This window comes from Burkholderia sp. BCC0419 (assembly GCF_902830285.1).
Taxonomy (GTDB): domain Bacteria; phylum Pseudomonadota; class Gammaproteobacteria; order Burkholderiales; family Burkholderiaceae; genus Burkholderia.
The window spans coordinates 1-21,325 of the sequence record NZ_CADESR010000007.1 but is presented as its reverse complement, the minus strand read 5'-3'; the positions used below and the strand labels follow the sequence as shown (position 1 = coordinate 21,325).

At 67.8% G+C, this 21,325-nt stretch carries 17 protein-coding genes and 1 pseudogene; 6 read left to right on the top strand and 12 right to left on the bottom strand.

What is annotated here, in order from left to right:
• Positions 1–6: 6 nt before the first annotated feature.
• The 6 genes from HWW87_RS26950 to argS form a co-directional block, all read right to left on the bottom strand.
• Positions 7–1,653, bottom strand: a complete 1,647-nt coding sequence (locus HWW87_RS26950; protein ID WP_175822870.1) for an ABC-F family ATP-binding cassette domain-containing protein — start codon at positions 1,651–1,653, stop codon at positions 7–9.
• Positions 1,654–1,845: 192 nt separating this feature from the next.
• Entirely contained in the window at positions 1,846–3,450 is a 1,605-nt protein-coding gene (locus HWW87_RS26945; protein ID WP_175822869.1) for an ABC transporter substrate-binding protein, read from the bottom strand.
• 432 nt (positions 3,451–3,882) lie between these two features.
• The gene (locus HWW87_RS26940) at positions 3,883–4,656 is read right to left on the bottom strand and encodes an SDR family oxidoreductase (RefSeq protein ID WP_174389888.1); all 774 of its coding nucleotides are present in this window, start codon (positions 4,654–4,656) and stop codon (positions 3,883–3,885) included.
• A 19-nt stretch (positions 4,657–4,675) separates the two neighbouring features.
• Complete coding sequence (locus HWW87_RS26935; protein WP_174431741.1) at positions 4,676–5,314, bottom strand: thiol:disulfide interchange protein DsbA/DsbL; 639 nt, start codon at positions 5,312–5,314, stop codon at positions 4,676–4,678.
• Between the two features lie 69 nt (positions 5,315–5,383).
• Positions 5,384–6,283, bottom strand: a complete 900-nt coding sequence (locus HWW87_RS26930) for an SPOR domain-containing protein (RefSeq protein ID WP_175822868.1) — start codon at positions 6,281–6,283, stop codon at positions 5,384–5,386.
• 120 nt (positions 6,284–6,403) lie between these two features.
• Entirely contained in the window at positions 6,404–8,185 is a 1,782-nt protein-coding gene (gene argS / locus HWW87_RS26925) for an arginine--tRNA ligase (protein WP_175822867.1), read from the bottom strand.
• Between the two features lie 200 nt (positions 8,186–8,385).
• Between argS and HWW87_RS26920 the strand changes: the two genes are divergently transcribed.
• Positions 8,386–8,709, top strand: coding sequence for a DUF1840 domain-containing protein (locus HWW87_RS26920; protein WP_011353361.1), 324 nt, complete (start codon positions 8,386–8,388; stop codon positions 8,707–8,709).
• Between the two features lie 306 nt (positions 8,710–9,015).
• Here HWW87_RS26920 and HWW87_RS26915 read toward each other — a convergent pair whose 3' ends face one another.
• The 6 genes from HWW87_RS26915 to HWW87_RS26890 all read right to left on the bottom strand — a co-directional run bounded on the left by HWW87_RS26915 (position 9,016) and on the right by HWW87_RS26890 (position 16,509).
• Complete coding sequence (locus tag HWW87_RS26915) at positions 9,016–9,603, bottom strand: hypothetical protein (RefSeq protein ID WP_175822866.1); 588 nt, start codon at positions 9,601–9,603, stop codon at positions 9,016–9,018.
• A gap of 148 nt (positions 9,604–9,751) precedes the next feature.
• Complete coding sequence (gene metH, locus HWW87_RS26910; RefSeq protein WP_175822865.1) at positions 9,752–12,469, bottom strand: methionine synthase; 2,718 nt, start codon at positions 12,467–12,469, stop codon at positions 9,752–9,754.
• Between the two features lie 42 nt (positions 12,470–12,511).
• Entirely contained in the window at positions 12,512–13,579 is a 1,068-nt protein-coding gene (locus HWW87_RS26905; protein WP_175822864.1) for a homocysteine S-methyltransferase family protein, read from the bottom strand.
• 201 nt (positions 13,580–13,780) lie between these two features.
• On the bottom strand, positions 13,781–14,038 hold the full coding sequence (locus tag HWW87_RS26900; protein ID WP_006477667.1) for a DUF3567 domain-containing protein: 258 nt from the start codon (positions 14,036–14,038) through the stop codon (positions 13,781–13,783).
• Between the two features lie 254 nt (positions 14,039–14,292).
• On the bottom strand, positions 14,293–15,528 hold the full coding sequence (locus HWW87_RS26895; RefSeq protein WP_175822863.1) for a DUF3108 domain-containing protein: 1,236 nt from the start codon (positions 15,526–15,528) through the stop codon (positions 14,293–14,295).
• Positions 15,529–15,642: 114 nt separating this feature from the next.
• A complete protein-coding gene (locus HWW87_RS26890) occupies positions 15,643–16,509 on the bottom strand; it encodes an IclR family transcriptional regulator (protein WP_027812547.1) in 867 nt (288 codons plus the stop codon).
• Between the two features lie 129 nt (positions 16,510–16,638).
• On the opposite strand from HWW87_RS26890, the gene HWW87_RS26885 reads away from it, so the two are divergent.
• The 5 genes and pseudogenes from HWW87_RS26885 to HWW87_RS26865 all read left to right on the top strand — a co-directional run.
• Complete coding sequence (locus tag HWW87_RS26885; RefSeq protein ID WP_175822862.1) at positions 16,639–17,631, top strand: fumarylacetoacetate hydrolase family protein; 993 nt, start codon at positions 16,639–16,641, stop codon at positions 17,629–17,631.
• 126 nt (positions 17,632–17,757) lie between these two features.
• On the top strand, positions 17,758–18,585 hold the full coding sequence (locus tag HWW87_RS26880; protein ID WP_175822861.1) for an enoyl-CoA hydratase/isomerase family protein: 828 nt from the start codon (positions 17,758–17,760) through the stop codon (positions 18,583–18,585).
• An 81-nt stretch (positions 18,586–18,666) separates the two neighbouring features.
• Entirely contained in the window at positions 18,667–19,407 is a 741-nt protein-coding gene (locus HWW87_RS26875) for a PhaM family polyhydroxyalkanoate granule multifunctional regulatory protein (protein WP_175822860.1), read from the top strand.
• Positions 19,408–19,431: 24 nt separating this feature from the next.
• Complete coding sequence (locus HWW87_RS26870) at positions 19,432–20,658, top strand: patatin-like phospholipase family protein (RefSeq protein WP_175822859.1); 1,227 nt, start codon at positions 19,432–19,434, stop codon at positions 20,656–20,658.
• Positions 20,659–21,124: 466 nt separating this feature from the next.
• Positions 21,125–21,325, top strand: a pseudogene (locus HWW87_RS26865) (ferritin-like domain-containing protein); the annotation flags it as partial.

Genomic DNA, 21,325 nt, shown 5'->3' with positions numbered 1-21,325 from the left:
CTTCACTTACGCGACGGGTTCGTAACGCCACCCGTCGCGCTGCCATTGCATCGTGTGCGTCGGTTCGAGCGCCGCGAGAAACGTGGTGTCGTGCGACGCGACCACGATCGCGCCCGGGAAGCCGGCCAGCGCCGCTTCGATCGCGCGCACCGATTCGAGATCGAGGTGATTGGTCGGCTCGTCGAGCAGCAGCAGTTGCGCGGGCGTGCCGCGCCACAACGCGCATGCGAGCGCGGCCTTCAGCCGTTCGCCGCCGCTCAGTTGCCGCGCCGGTTGCGTCGCACGCGTCGCGTCGAGTTGCAGCAGCGCGAGACGGCTGCGTAGGTCGCCTTCGGCGAGCGGCGTATCGAGCAAGCCCAGTTGCTCGACGATCGAGCGCTCCGGGTCCAGCAGCGCGAGCCGCTGGTCGAGATACGCGGCGCTCACGTGCGTCGTGCAGGTACCTGAGCGCGGCGTGAGCTCGCCCGCGAGCATCCTCAGCAACGTCGACTTGCCGCAGCCGTTCGGGCCCGTCAGCGCGATGCGCACGGCGCCGCTCGCCGACCAAGTGATCGCGTCGGTGTCGCCCGCGACGCGCCATGGCAGGTGCGCGCGTTCGAGCGTGAACAGCTGGCGGCGCGCGCTGATCTCCGTGCCCGGAAGCGATACCAGCACGGGCGCGTCGGCTTCGACGCACGCGGCCGCTTCCTGCACGCGCTCGTCGAGCGTCGCCTTGAAGTCGCTCTGATGACGTCGGACCGTCCCCATGATGGCGCGCGCGGCGCCCTTGCGGTTCTGGCGCGCCATCGACGACAGGTTGGCCGTCTTCGCGTCGCGCAGCGACGCGGCCGCGTGGCGCTGGATCGTGTCGTGTTCCTGTTCGAGCCTGCGCCGCACGCGGCCGCGCTCGGTGCGCGCATGGTCGAGCGCCGCGTGCGCGGCTTCCTGCTCCGCGTCGCGCTGCGCGCGGTAGAGCGCGTAGTTGCCGCCGTACGAGCGCGCGCCGTGCGGCGTCAGCTCGACGATGCGTTGCACGCCGGCGAGCAGCGCACGGTCGTGGCTCACGATGACGACCCCGCCGCGCCAGCCATCGAGCGCCGCGCGCAGCCACGCGCGGCCCGGTGCGTCGAGATGGTTGGTCGGTTCGTCGAGCACGAGCAGGCCGGCGCCGGACAGCAGCGCGCCGATCAGCGCGACGCGCGCGAGCTGACCGCCGCTCAGTGCGTGCGCGGGCGTGTCGGCGTGGACGTCGTGCAGGCCGGCCGCGTCGAGCGCCGTGCGCAGCCGCTCCGCGAGATCCCAGCGATCGCCGATCAGGTCGAAGTCGTGCGGCTCGGCGCGGCCGTCCACGAGACGCGCGAGCGCGCCGAGCGGCGCATCGAGCGCGGCGATCTGCGCGACGGTCCGCGGGGCGGCGGCCGCATCGTCGTGATCTTGCTGTTGCGCGACGTAGACGACGTGCGTATGCCGCTCGATCATGCCCGCGCTGGGCGCGCGGCGGCCTGCGATCAGTTGCGCGAGCAGGCTCTTGCCGACGCCGTTGCGGCCGACGATGCCGGTCGGCGTGCGGTCGATGGACAGGTCGAGCGAATCGAACAGCGTGACGCCGTCGTCGAAGCGGAAGGAAACGTGATGAAGCGCGACGAGCGCGCCGGTGGGCGTGGCAGCAGCCATAAGCACCTCCAAAAATGCGTGAAGACCTTCGCGCGCGGCGTGCGTGGCACGGGCGGCGAAAACATTTCGGGAAGGCTTAGTTGTTCACTTTGGCTGGCGTCCGGTATGAGGAATGAGCGCGCAGTGTAGCAAGCGCGGCGCGCGGGCCGCAAGCGAGCGGCGCGTACGCCGTCGCTTGCGCGCCACGCACGGTTACTGCACGGCGACCGTCGTGAAATTCTGCCGCCCGAACGGACTCACGTGATAACCGCTCACGTTCGTGCGCGTGAGCGCGGCCGCGGTCGGGTAGCCGAGCGGGATCCACAGCGCCTGGTCGTGGATGATCTTCTGCGCGCTTTCATACAGCTTCGCGCGCTTGGCCTGATCTGCGGTCGACTTGCCGTCGGCGATCAGCTTGTCGAGCTGCGCGTCGCAGAAGCGCGCGAAGTTGATGCCCGACTTCACCGCGTTGCAACTGAACAGCGGCGACAGGTAGTTGTCCGGATCGCCGTTGTCGCCGGCCCAGCCCATGAACAGCATGTCATGCTGGCCGAGCTTCGCCTGCTTGATCAGCTCGCCCCATTCGATCACCTTGACTTCGGCCTTCACGCCGATCTTCGCGAGGTCGGCCTGCAGCAGTTCCGCGCCGACCTTCGGGTTCGGGTTCAGCACGCTGCCGGTCGGGCGCGTCCAGATGGTGGTCGAGAAGCCGTTCGGGAAGCCGGCCTGCGCGAGCAGCTGCTTCGCCTTCGCCGGGTCATACGCATACGGCGCGACGTCCTTCGCGTAGCTCCACGTGTTCGGCGGATACGGGTTGTTCGCGGCCGTCGCGGTGTTGTCGAACACGACCTTCAGGTAGGTCGCGCGGTCGAACGCGAGGTTCAGGGCCTCGCGCACCTTGTCGTTGTCGAGCGGCTTCTTCTGCGTGTTCAGCGCGACGAACGCGGTCATGAACGCGGGCGTCTGCACGACCTTCAGCGCGCTTTCGCCCTTCGCGGCGAGCACGTCCTGCGGCTTCGGCGACAGCGCGATCTGGCATTCGCCGGCCTTCACCTTCTGCAGGCGTACCGACGGGTCGGGCGTGATCGCGTAGATCAGCCGGTCGACCTTCGGCTTCGTGCCCCAGTACGTCGGGTTCGCGTCGTAGCGGATCAGCGCGTCCTTCGTATAGCTCTTCAGCACGAACGGGCCGGTGCCGACCGGCTTCGCGTTCAGGTCGGCCTGCTTGCCGGCCTTCAGCAACTGGTCCGCGTATTCGGCCGAGTAGATCGACGCGAAGCCCATCGTCAGGATCGGCACGAAGGTCGCGTTCGATTCGTTCAGCACGAACTTCACCGTGCTGTCGTCGACCTTCGTGACCGACTTCACGAGCTTCACGAGGCCCATCGACTGCGCGTGCGGGAAGCCGCTCGCGCCGGCCACCTTGTGCCACGGATTCGCATCGTCGAGCATCCGCGTGAACGTGAACACGACGTCGTCCGCATTGAGCGTGCGGCCCGGCTTGAAATAGTCGGTGGTCTGGAACGCGACGTTCGGGCGCAGGTGGAACGTGTACGTGAGGCCGTCGGCGCTGGCTTCCCATTTGTCGGCGAGCGCGGGCACGACCTTCTTCGCGGCTTCGTCGTAGGACACGAGCGTGTTGAAGATCACGTCGGCCGATGCGTTGGTCGTGACGAGCGAGTTGTACTGCACGACGTCGAAGCCGTCCGGGCTCGATTCCGTGCAGACGGTGAGCGGCTTGGCGGCGGCGAGGCCGGGGGCGGCAAGGGCGGCGAGGGTCGTGGCCACCGCGGCCGCGGCGAACAGCTTGACGTGCATAGGTTCTCCCACGTGGCTTGTGATTTTTGCTGGATGTCGGAATGCGGGCGCGGCGCGGTCGAGGACCGGCCGGCGCGGCTGGCGAACAGCATACCGTCAAAGCGCGCGACACGTGAAAAAAGGCGCCGGAACGCGGCGAATTGACCGAAAAACGGCTGCGTTCGCGACGGAACGGGTGTTGATGCGGCGGTTCGCATAGTGCGAGCGCGGCGCAGGAGGCGAGGGGGCGGGACGGGGTGGGCGGCTTCGAACGCGTGACGGAAATGCGCGGCGCGGTGTGAGCGACGGAACGCACAGGATCGCGGCAGCGGTGCGCGGTACGTGATGCGACACGAGGGTAGAGACCTGCGCGGATTCGCGCGGTACGGCGATGCAGATCAGGCCGAGGCCTGACAGCGATCCGGCGCGACGCGCGCCGGATCCACGACGCACTCAGTGCGCGCCGGCCTTCGGCTTTCGCGGCGCCTTTTCGAACAGGCGGTCGTACAGCCAGCGCGGCAGCACGTGCAGCACCTTCGCGACGACGCCCATCTGCCACGGAATCACGCGGAACGCGTGCTGCTTTGCGATCGCGCGCGCCGCGCGTGCGGCGAAGCGGTCGGCGTCCATCAGGAACGGCATCCGGTACGGGTTGTGCGCGGTCATCGGCGTGCGAATGTAGCCGGGCGCGATCGTCACGACGCCGACGCCGGCCGGGCGCAGCTCGACGCGCAGCGATTCGAGATACTTGATCGCGGCCGATTTCGACGCGCTATACGCGCCGGAGCCGGGCAGGCCGCGCACGCCGGCGACGCTCGCGACGCCCACCAGCGTGCCGTGGCGCGCGGCCGTCATCGGGCCGACGAACGGCTCGAACGTCGCGACCATCCCGTAGTAGTTGATGTCCATCACGTCGCGGAACGCCGCGAGGTCGCCCTGGCCCGTGACGGCGCCCTGGCTGATGCCCGCGTTCGCGATCACGACGTCGGGGCAGCCGTGCGCGGCGATGAACGACGCGGCGGCCGTCGCGAGCGCATCGGCGTCGCGCACGTCGGCGGAATAGACGGAGATGGACAGCTTCGGGAAACGCCGCGCGAACGCATCGAGTGCATCGGTGCGTCGTGCGACGAGTGCGAGCGTGGCGCCCTGGCGGGCGTATTCCTCGGCCATCGCGAGGCCGAGGCCGCTCGACGCGCCGGTGATGAAGACCTTCAGCGGAGTAGTCATGCCGGCGCGCGGGCGGGGATCAGAGCTTCTTGTCCTGAACCTGCTTCACGAGGAAGTCGAGCACCTGGGCGGTACCCGGGATGCTGTTCGTGTAAGCCGGGCCCGTCTTGTACTTGCCCTGGACGACGACCGTCGGCACGCCGTCGATCGCGTAGTCCTTCAGCAGCTTGGCCGACTGGTTCACCTCGCCCTGCACGCTGAACGAGTTGTACGCGTCCATGAACTTCTTCTTGTCGACGCCCTGCGTGGCCAGGAAGTCGGCCTGCGCCTGCGGCGTCAGCAGGTAGTTCTTCTGCTTGTGGATCGCATTGAAGATCGCCGGCGTGACCTTCTCGGAGATGCCGAGCGCGGACACCGCGTAGAACAGCTTCGAGTGCGGGAGGAAATCGTCACGGAATGCGACCGGCACGCGCTTGAAGTCGATGTTGTTGCCCTGTTTCTTCACCCAGGCCTCGATCGTCGGCTCGAATTCGTAGCAGTGCGGGCAGCCGTACCAGAAGAACTCGATCACCTCGACCTTGCCGGCCGGCGCGGACACCGGCTGCGGCGACTTCATCACCTCGAAGTCCTTGCCGGACACCGGCGCGGCGGGCGATGCCTGGGCCAGGCCGGCAACCAGGCCGAGAGACAGAAGGAGCGTGCTAAGCAGTTTTTTCATGTTGTGGACGTCGAATCAGTTGCTCGGGTTACGAAACGTAACGGGTTCTGCGTGGGTGCGGCCGGCTGCTTACTGCTTCGTGAAACGGATCACCGCCGTATCGACACCTGCATCGGACAAGCGCTGGCGGGCCGAGTTCATATCCTCGAATTTCGAGAACGGGCCGACGCGCACGCGGAAATAGGTCACGCCGCTGACGTCGCGCTTCGACACCTTCGATTCGAAGCCCTGGAAGCCGAGGCGCGCACGCTGCTGCTCGGCATCGCCTTCCGTCTTGTACGCACCGACCTGCAGGAAGTAGCCGGTGTTCGCGTCGTTCGCGGTCGGCGGCTTCGCTGCTGCTGCCGCTGCGGCCGTGGCCGACGACGTCGGCTTCGGCGTGTTCGCGGCCTGCTGCTGTTGCTGCTGCTTTTGCGCGGCGGCCTGCTGCGCCTGCTTCTGCGCGGCGAAGCGCGCGAGGTCGTCCTCGCCGCCTTGCTGCTGTTGCTGCGCCTGTTGCGTCTTCTTCGGCGGCGGCGTGGTGTCGGCCGGCTTCGGTGCGACGGCGACGCCGTTGCCCGACGACGGATTGTTCGACGCGGTGGGGGTGCTCGAGCCGGTGGCGCCGTTCGTGTTACCCGACGGCGGCACTTCGACGATCTGCGGCTCGGGCAGCAGGCCGCCGCCCTGGGTCTGGTTCGCGGCCTGGCCGGGCGCGGTGTTCGGCGGCGCGGGCTGGGCGGCTTGCGGCACCGGCTGGCCGGGCGTCTTGCCCTGCAGCGCACGGTTCGGGTCGAACTGCTGCGGCTGGCTCGCGCCGTTGTCGGCCGGCGGCGGCGCGACCTTCGACACGAACGGCGACGGCGAACGCGTGATGTAGAGCGCCACCACCACGGCGATCGCGAGGCCGACGATCAGGCCCAGCACGATTCCAAGAAATGTTCCTCCGGCTTGTTTCGATTGCTTCGAAGTTCGGCGTGGTTGTGCCATTGCTTGAGTTACCTGCAAAAAGAATCGTGAAAAGGCTGCGACGGGCATCCGGCGACGGCAATCCGACGGCGGGCGCTGCCGCGGCCATTCGCGGCCCGGTTCGGGGCCGCGCTGACATCCTTACATCTTGGCGGGCGCGGATACGCCGAGCACCGCCAGACCGTTCTCCAGCACCTGCCGGGTCGCGGCGAGCAGCGCGGCGCGCGCATTGCGCGGCGCTTCGTCGTCGACCAGCACGCGCTCCGCATTGTAGAACGAGTGGAATTCGCCAGCGAGATCGCGCAGGTAGAACGCGACCGCGTGCGGCGCCAGCTCGTTCGCCGCGTGCGTGAGCATGTCCGGGTACTCGGCCAGCTTCTGCATCAGCGACGCCGCTTGCGCGCTGGTCAGCTGCGACAGGTCGGCGCCCGGCAGTTGCGCGACGTCGACGTTGTAGCGCGACTTCAGTTCGTTGAGCACCGAGCAGATCCGCGCATGCGCGTACTGGACGTAATAGACCGGGTTCTCGTCGTTCTGTTTCAGCGCGAGGTCGATGTCGAACACGAACTCGGTATCGGCCTTGCGCGAGATCAGGAAGAAACGCACCGCGTCGCGGCCGCGCGTGATGGTCGCCTCGTCGATCAGGTCGGGTGCCGCTTCCTGGCCCGCCGCTGCGCCGCCCGACCATTCGATCAGGTCGCGCACCGTCACGTAGCTGCCCGCGCGCTTCGAGATCTTCACTTCCTGGCCGTCGCGCATCACGGTGACCATCTTGTGCAGCACGTAGTCGGGATAGCCCTTCGGGATTCCGACGTGCAGCCCCTGCAGGCCGGCGCGCACGCGCGCGATCGTGCCGTGGTGGTCCGAACCCTGGATGTTGATCACCTTCGTGAAGCCGCGCTCCCACTTCGTCACGTGGTAGGCGACGTCCGGCACGAAGTAGGTGTACGTGCCGTCCGACTTGCGCATCACGCGATCCTTGTCGTCGCCTTCGTCGGTCGTGCGCAGCCACAGCGCGCCGTCCTGCTCGTAGGTCATGCCGGCCTTGACCAGCGCGTCGACCGTCTTCTCGACGCGGCCTTCGCTGTACAGCGACGACTCGAGATAGTACTGGTCGAACTTCACGCCGAACGCCTGCAGGTCCATGTCCTGCTCGCGACGCAGGTACGTGACCGCGAACTTGCGGATCGCGTCGAGATCCTCGACGTCGCCCGCGCCCTTGACCGGCTCGCCGTCCGATGCGGCGACCGTTTCGCCGTTCAGGTAGTCGCGCGCGATGTCGGCGATGTACTCGCCGTTGTACGCGGCTTCCGGCCAGCCCGCGTCGCCCGGCTTCAGGCCGCGGGCGCGGGCCTGCGTCGAGATCGCCAGATTGCCGATCTGCACGCCCGCGTCGTTGTAGTAGAACTCGCGGTGCACCGCGTAGCCCTGGCTCGCGATCACGTTCGCGAGCACGTCGCCGAGCGCGGCCTGGCGGCCGTGGCCGACGTGCAGCGGGCCGGTCGGGTTGGCCGACACGAATTCGAGCAGCACCTGCTTGCCTTTCTCGCGATCCGACGTGCCGAACGCGCGGCCCTGGTCGAACACGGCGGCGATCACCGCCTGTTTCGCGGCGGCCGACAGGCGCAGGTTGATGAAGCCGGGGCCGGCGATCTCGGCGGCTTCGACGAGGCCTTGCGCGGCCGGCTGCGCGGTGAGTGCGGCGACGATCTGCTCGGCGAGCTGGCGCGGGTTCGCGCCGAGCGGCTTCGCGAGCTGCATCGCGACGTTGCACGCGACGTCGCCGTGCGCGGCGACCTTCGGGCGCTCCAGCGTGATGGCCGGGGCGACGAATGCCGCGTCGGCGCCTTTCAGCGCGTGTGCGACCTGCTTGACGCTATCCGCGAGCAGGGCTTCGAGAGTCTGTTTGTGTGCTGGCAGCATGCTGGTAGAAGGCTTCGTTGGTGGCGGCCGGAAACGCCGGGCCGCCGGCGCGCTTTTTAAGCGCGCGTTTCAGGGATCGCAGAATTTTAACAGGTGCTAATATGCCGCTCAGGCGGCCCGCGTCCGCGAGGCCGGACGCCGGTCTGTCGGCGTTCCCCAACCGCGCCGCGCAGGCACAACAAGATGAAAAGGGAATTGTCATGATTACGTTCAAGAGCAAGGCGGCACAGGATCTCGACGTGCTGAAGGATTTCGCCGTGTATGTGCTGGGTCTCGTCGGCAAGCAGCTGGGCGAGCGCGGTGTGATTACGCACGACGAACTGGACCACGCGATCGCCAAGCTGGAAGGCGCGGTCGCGCAGGCGAAGCAGGAGCGCGCCGAGCACGCCGGCCATTTCCACGAGGACGAAGCCGACCACGCGCACCACGAAGTGCCGCCGAGCCTGGCCCAGCGCGTCGCGCCGTTCCTGACGATGCTGCGCGAAGCGAAGGCCGGCGAGGCCGACGTGCACTGGGGCTTCTGAGCTTCCTTGCGTGGCGAATCGAAAGGTTCGCTAGACAGGAAAAAGCCCGCCTTCGAGCGGGTTTTTTCTTTTGTCTGATGATAATTGCGCCGGGCAGAAGGTGGGCGCGAAATCGGGGCGGCAGCGCGGCGCCTGCCTTGACCGAAAGGTAAAATTCCTTATAATTCAATGCAAGACTATGTGAAAGCGGGTGCGAAAACATAGCGCCGCCCGAGCAATCGGGTCCCACCTGGAGTGGGTATTTCGTCGAAAGACGGAAAGAGAGTCCCGCATGCGACGGCTGCCGAAAGGCGGCCGTTGGTTTTTCTACGCTCGAATCTTGCGGCCTTCCAGGCTTGCGCGCAGCAACGTGCGCAACGCGACTTTCCGGGCTTCCCGCTGGCGTCGGGTCAGGTCGCCATCCAGCATGTAGGCTGACTGCACGCGCAGGATGAGCCGGCGTTTCCTGAGCCGGTCCTTCGCAACCTCGAAAAACACGGCATACACGCGTTGAGTGCCGTCCGCTGCGACCGTCTCCACCGTCACGAAATTGGGTTGCCGTTCATCCGCGACAACGATCCGGCGCGTCGCCAGCCCGACGATCACGCCGCGCAACAGCTGCCGTGACGCGCGATACCGTTCCGCGCAGAGTACGCGTGTCTCGCGGCCGTCGTCGTAGATCTCGTCGTCCGGAATGGCGTCGCGGGTGCGTCCGTCCCATTTGAAGCTGCGTGTGAAGCAGTGACAGGAGAACAGGACCAGGACCGTCACGTCGAAGCCGGTTTCCAGATCGCATGTGAACGTCAACGGGCGCAAGTGGCTCAGGTCCCAGCTTTCGCCGCGGTAGCGGGTCGGCGGGAAGGGCCCGATGGCGTCGAGCGGTGTGTCGGTGATCCTGATCTCGAAGGAGGGCATGGCGGGGCGAATGTCGGGTCGAGAGGCTGCGGCTCTGATCGGCTAATATTGAGATTAGTTATCCTGATTGAATGGCAAGATGTACAACGCGCCCCGGGATCGGGGCGCGTGATGGCAAGTCGCGGCTGAGGTGCCGCGGCTCGATCAGTTACAGCTGCGGCGCAAGCGCGCGGCGCGCGTCGTCGAGCGACAGCGCCATGCGCTTCGCGTAGTCCTCGAGCTGATCCTGCCCGATTTTGCCGACCGAGAAATAGCGGCTGTCCGGATGCGCGAGGTAGAAGCCCGACACGCTCGCCGCCGGCAGCATCGCCAGCGAATCCGTCACGCTCATGCCGATCTCGTCCGCATGCAGCACGTCGAACATGTCGCGCTTCACGAGGTGGTCGGGGCAGGCCGGGTAGCCGGGCGCCGGGCGGATGCCCGCGTACTTCTCGGCGATCAGCGCGTCGTTGTCGAGCGTCTCGCCGCTCGCATAGCCCCACAGCTCACGCCGCACGCGCGCATGCATCGCTTCCGCGAACGCTTCCGCGAAGCGGTCGGCGAGCGCCTTCAGCATGATCGCGCTGTAGTCGTCGTGGTCGGCTTCGAACTGCTTTTCCTTCACGTCGACGCCGAGGCCGGCCGTCACCGCGAACATCCCGATGTAGTCGGCGACGCCCGATTCCTTCGGGGCGATGAAGTCGGCGAGCGAACGGTTCGGCCGCATCACGCCGTCGACCACCGGGCGCACGCTCTGCTGGCGCAGGTTGCGCCACGTGAGCAGCACTTCCGAGCGCGACTCGTCGCTGTAGATCTCGATGTCGTCGTCGTTGACGGTGTTTGCCGGCAGCAGCGCGATCACGCCGTTCGCGGTCAGCCAGCGGCCCTGGATCAGGCGCGCGAGCATCGATTTCGCGTCGGAGAACACGCGCCGTGCCGATTCGCCGACGATCTCGTCGTTCAGGATCGCCGGGTACGGGCCCGCGAGGTCCCAGGTCTGGAAGAACGGGCCCCAGTCGATGTAGTTCGCGAGCTCGTTCAGGTCGTAGTTCTTGAATACGCGGCGGCCGATGAACTTCGGCTTGACCGGCTGGTAGCCGGCCCAGTCGACCTTGGTCTTGTTCGCGCGCGCCTCGGCAAGCGTGACCATCGGCTGCTGCTTGCGGTTCGCGTGCTGGTCGCGGATGCGCTCGTAGTCGGACTTCAGCTCGTCGAGATACTTCGCCGCGCCTTCGTCCGACAGCAGGTTCGACGCGACCGACACCGAGCGCGACGCATCGGGCACGTAGACGACCGGGCCTTCGTAGTGCGGCGCGATCTTCACGGCCGTGTGCACGCGCGATGTGGTCGCGCCGCCGATCAAGAGCGGAATCTTCTTCACGCGGAAGTAGTCGTCGCGCTGCATCTCGGATGCGACGTATGCCATTTCCTCGAGGCTCGGCGTGATGAGGCCCGACAGCCCGATGATGTCCGCGCCTTCGACCTTCGCCTTCGCGAGGATCTCGTTGCACGGCACCATCACGCCCATGTTGACCACTTCGAAGTTGTTGCACTGGAGCACGACCGACACGATGTTCTTGCCGATGTCGTGCACGTCGCCCTTCACGGTCGCGATGACGATCTTGCCCTTCGCGCGCACGTCGCCGCCCGCTTCCGCGAGCAGGCGTTTTTCTTCCTCGATGAACGGGATCAGGTGCGCGACCGCCTGCTTCATCACGCGCGCCGACTTCACGACCTGCGGCAGGAACATTTTGCCCTGGCCGAACAGGTCGCCGACGATGTTCATCCCGTCCATCAGCGGGCCTTCGATCACGTTGATCGGGCGGCCGCCGGCCGCGTCGATCTTCGCGCGCACTTCTTCGGTATCCTCGACGATGAAGGTCGTGATGCCGTGCACCAGCGCATGCGAGAGCCGCTTCTCGACCGGCTGGTTGCGCCACTCGAGGTTCTCTTCCTTCTTCGCGCCCCCCGCCTTGAACTTGTCGGCGATCTCGAGCAGGCGGTCAGTCGAATCCTCGCGGCGGTTCAGGATCACGTCCTCCACGCGCTCGCGCAGCTCCGCGTCGAGATCGGCGTACACGCCGAGCTGGCCCGCGTTCACGATGCCCATGTCCATCCCGGCCTGGATCGCGTGATACAGGAACACGGTGTGGATCGCCTCGCGCACCGGGTCGTTGCCGCGGAACGAGAACGACACGTTCGACACGCCGCCGCTCACCTTCGCGTGCGGCAGGTTCTGCTTGATCCAGCGGGTCGCCTCGATGAAGTCGACCGCGTAGTTGTTGTGCTCCTCGATGCCGGTCGCGACCGCGAAGATGTTCGGGTCGAAGATGATGTCTTCCGGCGGGAAGCCGACTTCGTTCACGAGGAAGTCGTACGAGCGCTTGCAGATCTCGGTCTTGCGCGCGTAGGTGTCGGCCTGGCCGGTTTCGTCGAACGCCATCACGACCGCGGCCGCGCCGTAGCGGCGGATCAGGTTCGCGTGGTGGCGGAACGCGTCCTCGCCTTCCTTCAGCGAGATCGAGTTCACGATCGCCTTGCCCTGCACGCACTTGAGGCCGGCTTCGATCACGTCCCACTTCGACGAGTCGATCATGATCGGCACGCGCGCGATGTCCGGCTCCGACGCGATCAGGTTCAGGAAGCGCACCATCGCCGCCTTCGAGTCGAGCATCGCCTCGTCCATGTTGATGTCGATCACCTGCGCGCCGTTCTCGACCTGCTGGCGCGCGACGGCGAGCGCCTCGTCGAACTGGCCGTTGAGGATCATCCGTGCGAACGCCTTCGAGCCGGTGACGTTGGTGCGTTCACCGACGTTGATGAAGAGCGTCCCGGGCGTGACGTTGAACGGCTCGAGGCCGGCAAGGCGCATCATGTGATCGGTCATGGCGGTGCGAATTCTGGTGATGAAGGACGTGGGGCGGTCGGGTCAGGCGTTATCGCTGTACTGGTTCGGCCAGCGGCGCGGCTTCACGTCGGCGAGCGCCTTCGCGATCTCGGCGATGTGTTCGGGCGTCGTGCCGCAGCAGCCGCCCGCGAGGTTCACGAGCCCGGCCTGCGCGAATTCCTTCAAGAGGCCCGACGTGACGTCGGGGGTTTCGTCGAAACCGGTGTCGCTCATCGGGTTCGGCAGGCCCGCGTTCGGGTAGCACGACATGTAGGTGTCGCACAGCTTCGCGAGCTCGGCGATGTACGGGCGCATCAGCGCCGCGCCGAGCGCGCAGTTCAGGCCGAACGTGAGCGGCTTCGCGTGACGCAGCGAATTCCAGAATGCCTCGACGGTCTGGCCCGACAGGATCCGGCCCGATGCATCGGTGACGGTGCCGGAGATCATGATCGGCAGGCGCTCGCCGGTGTCCTCGAACAGCTCGTCGAGCGCGAACAGCGCGGCTTTCGCGTTCAGCGTGTCGAAGATCGTCTCGACGAGGAAAAGGTCGACGCCGCCGTCGAGCAGCGCCTTCGCCTGCTGGTAGTACGACGTGCGCAGCTCGTCGAACGTGACGTTGCGGGCGCCCGGATCGTTGACGTCCGGCGAGATGCTGGCCGTCTTCGGCGTCGGCCCGATCGCGCCGGCGACGAAGCGCGGCTTGTCCGGCGTCGCGTATTTCGCGGCCGATTCGCGCGCGAGCTTCGCCGATTCGACGTTCATCTCGACGACGAGATCTTCCATCCCGTAGTCGGCCTGCGCGACGGTCGTCGCGCCGAACGTGTTGGTTTCGACGATGTCGGCGCCGGCCGCGAAGTACTGGTCGTGGATCTCGCGGATGATCTGCGGTTGCGTGAGCGACAGCAGCTCGTTGTTGCCCTTGATGTCGCGCGGGAAATCCTTGAAGCGCTCGCCACGATACGCGGCTTCGTCGAGCTTGTAGCGCTGGATCATCGTGCCCATCGCGCCGTCGAGGATCAGGATGCGCGATTTCAGCAGCGCGGGCAGGGCGGCGCCGCGCGTGTAGGGCGCGTCGAGCGGGACGGAAGCGGCGAGAGGAGTCGCAGACATGGGCGGAAGACCGGCGAAGACGGAAAACCGTCATTGTAGCCGGTGCGTCAAGCGGTCGCCGCCCTCGCCGCGCCGGCCGGACGGCCCGCCAAATGAAAGCCCCCGCCGGCGAACCGGACGGGGGCATGATCGGAGTGCACGCGGCGCCGCATCGATGCGCGGCGAATGGCCCGGCCGCGTGACGCGCCGGGCCGCGGGTCGTCAGTGCAGCACGACGGGCATCATCATCAGGCTGTCGAATTGTCCGAGGAATTCGTCGACCTCGTCGAGCGACGGTTCATCCTCGATCAGCTGCTTCACGTGTGCGCGGAATCGTTCGGCAAGTTCGCCGTCGATGAAGATTTCGCGCTGCGCGTTCTTGTCGACGATTTCGTATCCGCCGGCATTCATCAGGTGATGGCCGGCCTGCGGCGCAAATTCGACGACGCAGTAGTTGGGGCTGTTGTAGATCATTTGCATGGCGGCACTCCTCTTCGCAGTGGCATCTGGCCTTGTTGTCCCCTAGGTGGGGCAAGCCTTGCCGGTTTCAAGGGGCTTGCGCTGCACACCCCGTTCTCCCGTTTGCGTGGGGTGTATCGGTTAGAAGCCGATGTCTATCAAACGTTTCTCATTGTGAGCCGGTGGACTGAAATAGTTGTTAAAGAGTGTCATCGGCCATTTTTTGTAAATCTGTAATCGGTCGAAATTGCCGATTGGCGCGCATTCACGCGCGTTCACTGTGTGACAGTCGATGACGCAGGTGGTTGCATCGTCGCGGGCGGTGCCGATTGCGCCGGTTCCGCGGGCGGCGCAGGCGATGCATCGGCTGCCGGTGCGGCGGCGGGCGCGTTCGTTGCGCCGCTGGGCGGTGCGGCATCGGCCGGCACGTTCGGTGCGGCGAGGCGGCCGTGCCACAGCAGCTCGATCTGCGCACCGTTCGGCTCGCTCTGCACGAGCCGCGCGGGCAGCCAGCCGAGCGACGGCGCGAGCCACATGTCGATGCGGCGCGTGTCGCCGTCGCGGCGCGGCAGGCGCATGAAGTGCCGCGCAGCGATGATGCCGGACTGCGTCTGCACCTGCTCGTCGCCGATCACGGTGATCGGCCAGGTCTCGCCGCTGTTGTTGTCGATCACGAAGAACTGCTGTGTGACGCCCGGCTTGTAGGCGGCGGGATTGCCGCGCACGAGCCCCGACAACTGCATCAGCATGCTGAAGCGGTCCTGCACGCCGTCGGGCAGCGGCGCGTTGTTCGGCGTGCGCGTGAATACGACCTGCCGGATCTCGCGGTTGAAGATCGCGATGTCTTCCGGCCGTTTGCCGCGCTTCTCGACGTAACGGTCGGGCGCGACGCCGAATGCGTCGATGCGGCCTTCGCTGCGATAGGTGAACGGGCCGACGAACGGCACCGGCATCGACACCGACAGGTCGTAGGTGTGCCCGTCGGTGCGCCAGCGGATCGTGCCGATCATGTTCTGCATGCCGTTGTAGAACGTGTCGTACTGCAGGTCGCCGGACGGCGGCGCGGCGAACTTCACGCCGCTCGTCGCGGGGCCCGGGGTCGCGGCGCTGGCGCCTGCGGCCGACGCGGCGTGTGCGCCCGCGGCTCCCGGTGTGCCGCTCGCAGCGGACGCGGCAGCCGCCGGCGGTTCGCCGTGCTCGGCCGTCTGCGTCGACGTGAGGACCGGCTCGTGCGACGGCGCGGGTGTCGGCGGGGCGGCCTTGGGCGCGGCCGGACGTTCGACCGGCTTCGGCTCCGGCGGCGCAGGCTGGCGCTCGATCGGCTGCGGTTTCAGCAATTCGATCTGCACCGGGATGTCAGCGGGCGGCGGCGTGAACGATTCGCGGTTGCGCATCAGCCAGAACCCGGCGAGCGCATGCAGCACCAGCACGGCGACGAGCGCGACGCCCACGCGCAGCCAGCGGCGGGGCAGGGCGTGACTCGGGCGAAGGTCGGCAGGCTGCATGGGCATCGGAACAGGGTCGGGGCGCTTGCGTGACGTCGGGCGCGCGGCGCGCGCCACAGAAATCGGACCGTCGGATGCGCCGCGCGTTCGCGATGCGTGACGTGGCGTGAACCGGATGCGTCAGGCGTCGCGTGCGTCGGGACTATAGCCGAGTTCGTAAGACAGTTTCTGTGCGCATGCGCGCAGCGCGGTGTCGATCTCGCCGCCCCACGCGATGTCGAACGAGCCTTCCTGGCCGAGCGCGACGATCGCGAGCGCGAGTTCGCCGACCGCGTCGAACACCGGCATGCAGAACGCGTGGATCGTCGGCAGCAGCATCCCTTCGACGCGCGCGGCCTGGTGCTCGCGCACGTCGGCGAGCACCGCATCGACTTCGTCGAGCGTGCGCGGGCCGCCGTGGTGCGGCGAGCGGCGCGTATCGGCGAGTTCGCGCTCGAGCATCGCGGCGGTCTTGCTGCGCGGCAGGTACGCGGCGAACAGCAGGCCCGTCGCGGAGCCGAGCAGCGGCATCACGTCGCCGAGCTTCAGCGACGCCTTCGCCGGATGGCTCGATTCCATCCAGTGCACGATCGTCGGCCCCTGGTTGCCCCATACCGCGATGCCGACCGTCTGGTCGAGACGGTCGCGGAATTCGGTCAGCGCGATCCGCGCGAGCTTCACGCCGTCGACGCGCGCGAGCCGCGCGAGGCCCATCTGCAGCGCGAAGCCGCCCAGCTCGTAGCGGCCCGAGACGGGATCCTGCGACACGACGCCGAGCCGCGAGAAGCTGACCAGATAGCGGTGCGCCTTCGCCGGGCTCATGCCCGCGCGCTGCGCGAGATCGCGCAGCATCATCGCGCGCGGCTCGCTCGTCAGCACGTCGAGCAGGCGGAAGCCGACCTCGATCGACTGGATGCCGGAACGGACCTTCTCGCCGTGTTCGCCGGAGGCGGCGTCGTCGGTATCGGAGTCGGCGAGATCGTCGTCGGGAAGCGGGCTGGCGGGCATGGGCAACGGGTGCGCGAAAATGCGACAGGAAACGGGGCGAAAACGGCGTGCGCGATCATGGCGCGCCGCAGGGATTCACCATCGTAAAATAGATTCCCTCCATCGTCACTACAACGGCAGATCCTCCCTATGAAACTTGCTTCGCTGAAGGACGGCACGCGCGACGGCCAGCTGATCGTCGTGTCGCGCGACCTGCACACCGCGGCGATTGCCGATGCGATCGCGCCGACGCTGCAGCGCGTCCTCGACGACTGGGCGTTCTACGCGCCGCAACTGCGCGACCTGTACGACGCGCTGAACCACGGCCGCGCGCGCAACACGTTCGCGTTCGATCCGGCCAACTGCATGGCGCCGCTGCCGCGCGCGTTCCAGTGGGCCGACGGCTCCGCGTACGTGAACCACGTCGAGCTCGTGCGCCGCGCGCGCGGTGCCGAGATGCCGCCCGAGTTCTGGACCGATCCGCTGATGTACCAGGGCGGCAGCGACGATTTCCTGGGGCCGCGCGACGACGTCGTGTGCCCGTCCGAGGAATGGGGCATCGATTTCGAGGCGGAAGTCGCGGTGATCACCGGCGACGTGCCGATGAGCGCGTCGCCCGACGATGCGCTGAAGGCCGTGCGGCTCGTCACGCTCGTGAACGACGTGTCGCTGCGCAACCTGATTCCGGCCGAACTCGCGAAGGGCTTCGGCTTCTTCCAGAGCAAGCCGGCCACCGCGTTCGCGCCGGTCGCCGTCACGCCGGACGAGCTCGGCGACGAATGGCGCGCGGGCCGCGTGCACCGTCCGATGATCGTCCACTGGAACGGCAAGAAGGTCGGCCAGCCCGATGCGGGCACCGACATGGTGTTCCACTTCGGCCAGCTGATCGCGCACGCGGCGAAGACGCGCAACCTGCGTGCCGGCTCGATCGTCGGCTCCGGTACGGTATCGAACAAGGACGCGAAGCGCGGCTACTGCTGCATCGCCGAGAAGCGCTGCCTCGAGACGATCGAGCACGGCGCGCCGCAGACCGAATTCATGCGTTATGGCGACACCGTGCGCATCGAGATGTTCGATGCGGCCGGCAAGTCGATCTTCGGCGCGATCGAGCAATCGGTCGCCCCGCCCGACGGCGCGGCATAAGCCTCGCGGCGGACGCAACGCAGCGGCGAAACCCGGCTTTGGCCCGCGCGCCGGGTTTCGCCTGATGTTTGCCCGCGCGGGCTTGGCTACACTCGATTCAAGCGTTCAAGAACCCGGGAGCTGCGCATGGCCGATCTCGCCGCATATGGCGGTTACGAAGCACTGAAGGTGACGCGCCGCGACCATGGCGTGCTCGACATCGTGATGAGCGGCGAGGGCGCGAACCGCAGCGGCCTCGCGACCGCGAACGCACGCATGCATCGCGAGCTCGCCGACATCTGGCGCGACGTCGATCGCGATCCCGACACGCGCGTCGCGGTGATCCGCGGCGAAGGCAAGGGCTTTTCGGCGGGCGGCGATCTCGCGCTCGTCGAGGCGATGGCGAACGATTTCGACGTGCGCGCCCGCGTGTGGCGCGAGGCGCGCGACCTCGTCTACAACGTGATCAACTGCAGCAAGCCGATCGTGTCGGCGATGCATGGCCCGGCCGTCGGCGCGGGGCTGGTCGCCGGGCTGCTCGCCGACATCTCGATCGCCGCGAGGGATGCGCGGATCATCGACGGCCATACGCGGCTCGGCGTCGCGGCCGGCGACCACGCGGCGATCGTGTGGCCGCTCTTGTGCGGGATGGCGAAGGCGAAGTACTACCTGATGCTGTGCGAGCCCGTGAGCGGCGAGGAGGCCGAGCGGATCGGGCTGGTCTCGCTCGCGGTCGAGCCGGCCGACCTGCTGCCGAAGGCGTACGAAGTGGCCGAGCGGCTCGCGCACGGCTCGCAGTCGGCGATCCGCTGGACCAAGTACGCGCTGAACAACTGGCTGCGCACCGCCGGGCCGACCTTCGACACGTCGCTCGCGCTCGAATTCATGGGTTTTTCGGGGCCTGACGTGCAGGAAGGCATTCGCTCGCTGCGCGAACGGCGCCCGCCCGCGTTCCCCGGCGACGCGCCGTTCTGACGTGCGCGCTATGATCGAACCACGCGCGGCTGCGCGACGCACGGCAGCCGCCTCGCTCCCCCAGTCAACCAGGATGCCCGTATGACGACCGATGCCTCCGGCGCCAACCCTTTCGCCGGCTTTGCCGGGTTCCAGCCCGCCGACATGATGGACCGGATGTGGGACATGATGCGGATGTCGCCGTTCGGCGGGATGGCGCCGTTTCCGGGCGCTACGCACGGGCTGCCGCCGTCGCTGTCGAGCATGTCCGACATGATGTCGCCGCTCACGAACGTCGAGGAACTCGACAAGCGGATCACCGATCTGCGCGCGGTCGAGCAGTGGCTGAAGCTCAATCTCGGGATGCTGCAGTCCGCGATCCAGGCGCTCGAGGTGCAGCGCGCGACGCTCGCGACGCTGCGCGCGTTCGGCGCGTTCGCGCAAAGTTCGATGTCGGCGGCCGAGGAGGCGGCCGTTGCCGCCGCGCAGGCCGCCAAAACCGCGGCGGCGGGTGAGCCCGCGCCCGCGGCCGATGCCGCGGCGTCCGCCGCGGATGCGCCTGCAGGCGACCCCGCGCAGCAGCCATTCGACCCGGCCGGCTGGTGGAACCTGCTGCAGACGCAATTCAACCAGCTCGCGGGCCTCGCGATGGCGCAGCCGGGCATGCAGCCTGCGGCGCCGCCGGAAGCCGCTGCCGCGCCGGAACCCGCCGCGAAGCCGGCTGCGGCCGCAACCGCGCCGCGCAAGCCCGCCGCGAAGCGCGCGAAGCCGTCCGGTTCGGCCGCGGCGCGCGCGGCGGCCGCTTCGTCGCCCGACACGCGTCCGCCGAAGCGCTCGACGTGACGCGGCGCAGGTAGCAGGTCGATCATGCGGCTCGCGCTCGTTCTGATGGGAGGCGGCGCGCGCGCCGCATACCAGGTCGGCGTGCTGAAGGCGCTGGCCGAGATCGCGCGCGAGGCCGATCCGCAACGGAACACGCTGCCGTTCGCGGTCGTGTGCGGTTCGTCGGCCGGCGCGATCAACGCGACGTCGATCGCGAGCCACGCGGACGACTTTTCCCATGGCGTGCGGCGCCTGCTCGAATTCTGGGAGCCGCTGCGCGCCGAATACGTGTATCGCACCGACTGGCTCGGCATCGCGGCCGCCGGCGCGCGCTGGCTCGCGACGATGACGTTCGGCTGGGCGGCCCGCCGCTCGCCGCGCGGGCTGCTCGACAACACGCCGCTCGCGCACCTGCTGCAGCGCGAGCTGAGCTTTCACCGGATCGAGCAGATGCTCGAGGCGCGCCAGCTGCACGCGCTCGCGATCACCGCGCTCAGCTATTCGAGCGGCCGGCACCTCACGTTCTACCAGGCCGCCGAGCCGATCCAGGCGTGGCGGCGCGCGCAGCGCACCGCGCGGCTCGTCGACCTGTCGGCGTCGCACCTGCTCGCGTCGTCGGCCATTCCGTTCGTGTTTCCAGCCGTGCCGCTCGTGCTCGACGGGCAGATCGAGTACTTCGGCGACGGCTCGATCCGGCAGATCGCGCCGCTGTCGCCGGCGATCCATTTCGGCGCGCACCGGATCGTCGTCGTCGGCGCGGCCGATCCGCGGCCCGAGATTCCGGCCGCGAACGGCGCGGGGCGGCCCCGGGGCTACCCGACGCTTGCGCAGATCGGCCAGCAGGTGCTCGCGAGCGTGTTCCTCGATTCGATCGGCTCGGACATCGAACGGATCGAGCACATCAACCGGATGATCGAGCACCTGCCGCACCAGATCGAGGTCGACAGCGGCTGGCGGCACGTCGACGTGCTCGCGATCGCGCCGTCCGAGCGCATCGAGCTGATTGCCGCGAAGCACCTGAAGCAGATGCCGGCGACGATGCGCGGGCTGCTCGGCGCGATCGGCGGCAGCCAGCCGGCCGGTGCATCGTTTGCCAGCTACCTGCTGTTCGAGGAGGCCTTCACGTGCGAGCTGATCGAGCTCGGCTACCGCGACGGCCGGGCGCAGCGCGAGACGCTCGCCGGCTGGATCGCGCACGCGGATGGCAGCAGCGCGCCGGCGGCCGGTACGCCGCCGGAAGACGGCCTCGCGACCGGCGAAATGCGGGTCTGACACGCGCAGGCACAATGTAAGGTTGCGTTTTCGCGACGGTCGGCCGCGACAGATCGCCGCACCGCGGTGGGCGGCGCGCGACCGGCCAGGCGTCTCGGAACCGTCATGCACGCGTGCTATCATGGCCGCCGCCGTATACACCATATCGAGCAGCCCGCCGATCCGGCATCCGCACGGGACCTTTCGGGGAACCCGCCTGGGGCAGGGGACGGGCGCGCCACCGAGCCGGCCAGCGCCGGCCCCCACTCAGGCACGCGCGCCCGGCTCCGCCCGAACGGAGCGGGGTGGCGGCATGCCCAACGGCGGCAACGCGGCCGCCTGGCCGCCGGACGAGGAATCGACGTCCGGCGGGCCGGTTTCCCGCGTAAAATTAGAGTCTTGGCTGCAAAAAGCGCGCGTGGCGCGCTTGCGCGGCAACAGTCACGTTTAGAGAAGTCGCATTGCGCAGAACAGGGGTGGGACCATCATGAACACCATGCTTTATCCGGAACTTTACAGGTCGCTCGAAGCTGTCCGCTGGGACATGGAGAAGGACATTCCGTGGGACAAGTTCGACGCTTCGCTGCTCACCGACGAGCAGGCGAAGACGATCAAGATGAACGCGATCACCGAATGGTCGGCGCTGCCCGCGACGGAAATGTTCCTGCGCGACAACCAGCACGACAGC

Excerpts from the sequence above, each read along its gene's own strand:
- HWW87_RS26950 (WP_175822870.1), bottom strand. The coding sequence starts at position 1,653 with ATGGCTGCTGCCACGCCCACCGGCGCGCTCGTCGCGCTTCATCACGTT.
- HWW87_RS26945 (WP_175822869.1), bottom strand. The coding sequence starts at position 3,450 with ATGCACGTCAAGCTGTTCGCCGCGGCCGCGGTGGCCACGACCCTCGCC.
- HWW87_RS26940 (WP_174389888.1), bottom strand. The coding sequence starts at position 4,656 with ATGACTACTCCGCTGAAGGTCTTCATCACCGGCGCGTCGAGCGGCCTC.
- HWW87_RS26935 (WP_174431741.1), bottom strand. The coding sequence starts at position 5,314 with ATGAAAAAACTGCTTAGCACGCTCCTTCTGTCTCTCGGCCTGGTTGCC.
- HWW87_RS26930 (WP_175822868.1), bottom strand. The coding sequence starts at position 6,283 with ATGGCACAACCACGCCGAACTTCGAAGCAATCGAAACAAGCCGGAGGA.
- argS (WP_175822867.1), bottom strand. The coding sequence starts at position 8,185 with ATGCTGCCAGCACACAAACAGACTCTCGAAGCCCTGCTCGCGGATAGC.
- HWW87_RS26920 (WP_011353361.1), top strand. The coding sequence starts at position 8,386 with ATGATTACGTTCAAGAGCAAGGCGGCACAGGATCTCGACGTGCTGAAG.
- HWW87_RS26915 (WP_175822866.1), bottom strand. The coding sequence starts at position 9,603 with ATGCCCTCCTTCGAGATCAGGATCACCGACACACCGCTCGACGCCATC.
- metH (WP_175822865.1), bottom strand. The coding sequence starts at position 12,469 with ATGACCGATCACATGATGCGCCTTGCCGGCCTCGAGCCGTTCAACGTC.
- HWW87_RS26905 (WP_175822864.1), bottom strand. The coding sequence starts at position 13,579 with ATGTCTGCGACTCCTCTCGCCGCTTCCGTCCCGCTCGACGCGCCCTAC.
- HWW87_RS26900 (WP_006477667.1), bottom strand. The coding sequence starts at position 14,038 with ATGCAAATGATCTACAACAGCCCCAACTACTGCGTCGTCGAATTTGCG.
- HWW87_RS26895 (WP_175822863.1), bottom strand. The coding sequence starts at position 15,528 with ATGCCCATGCAGCCTGCCGACCTTCGCCCGAGTCACGCCCTGCCCCGC.
- HWW87_RS26890 (WP_027812547.1), bottom strand. The coding sequence starts at position 16,509 with ATGCCCGCCAGCCCGCTTCCCGACGACGATCTCGCCGACTCCGATACC.
- HWW87_RS26885 (WP_175822862.1), top strand. The coding sequence starts at position 16,639 with ATGAAACTTGCTTCGCTGAAGGACGGCACGCGCGACGGCCAGCTGATC.
- HWW87_RS26880 (WP_175822861.1), top strand. The coding sequence starts at position 17,758 with ATGGCCGATCTCGCCGCATATGGCGGTTACGAAGCACTGAAGGTGACG.
- HWW87_RS26875 (WP_175822860.1), top strand. The coding sequence starts at position 18,667 with ATGACGACCGATGCCTCCGGCGCCAACCCTTTCGCCGGCTTTGCCGGG.
- HWW87_RS26870 (WP_175822859.1), top strand. The coding sequence starts at position 19,432 with ATGCGGCTCGCGCTCGTTCTGATGGGAGGCGGCGCGCGCGCCGCATAC.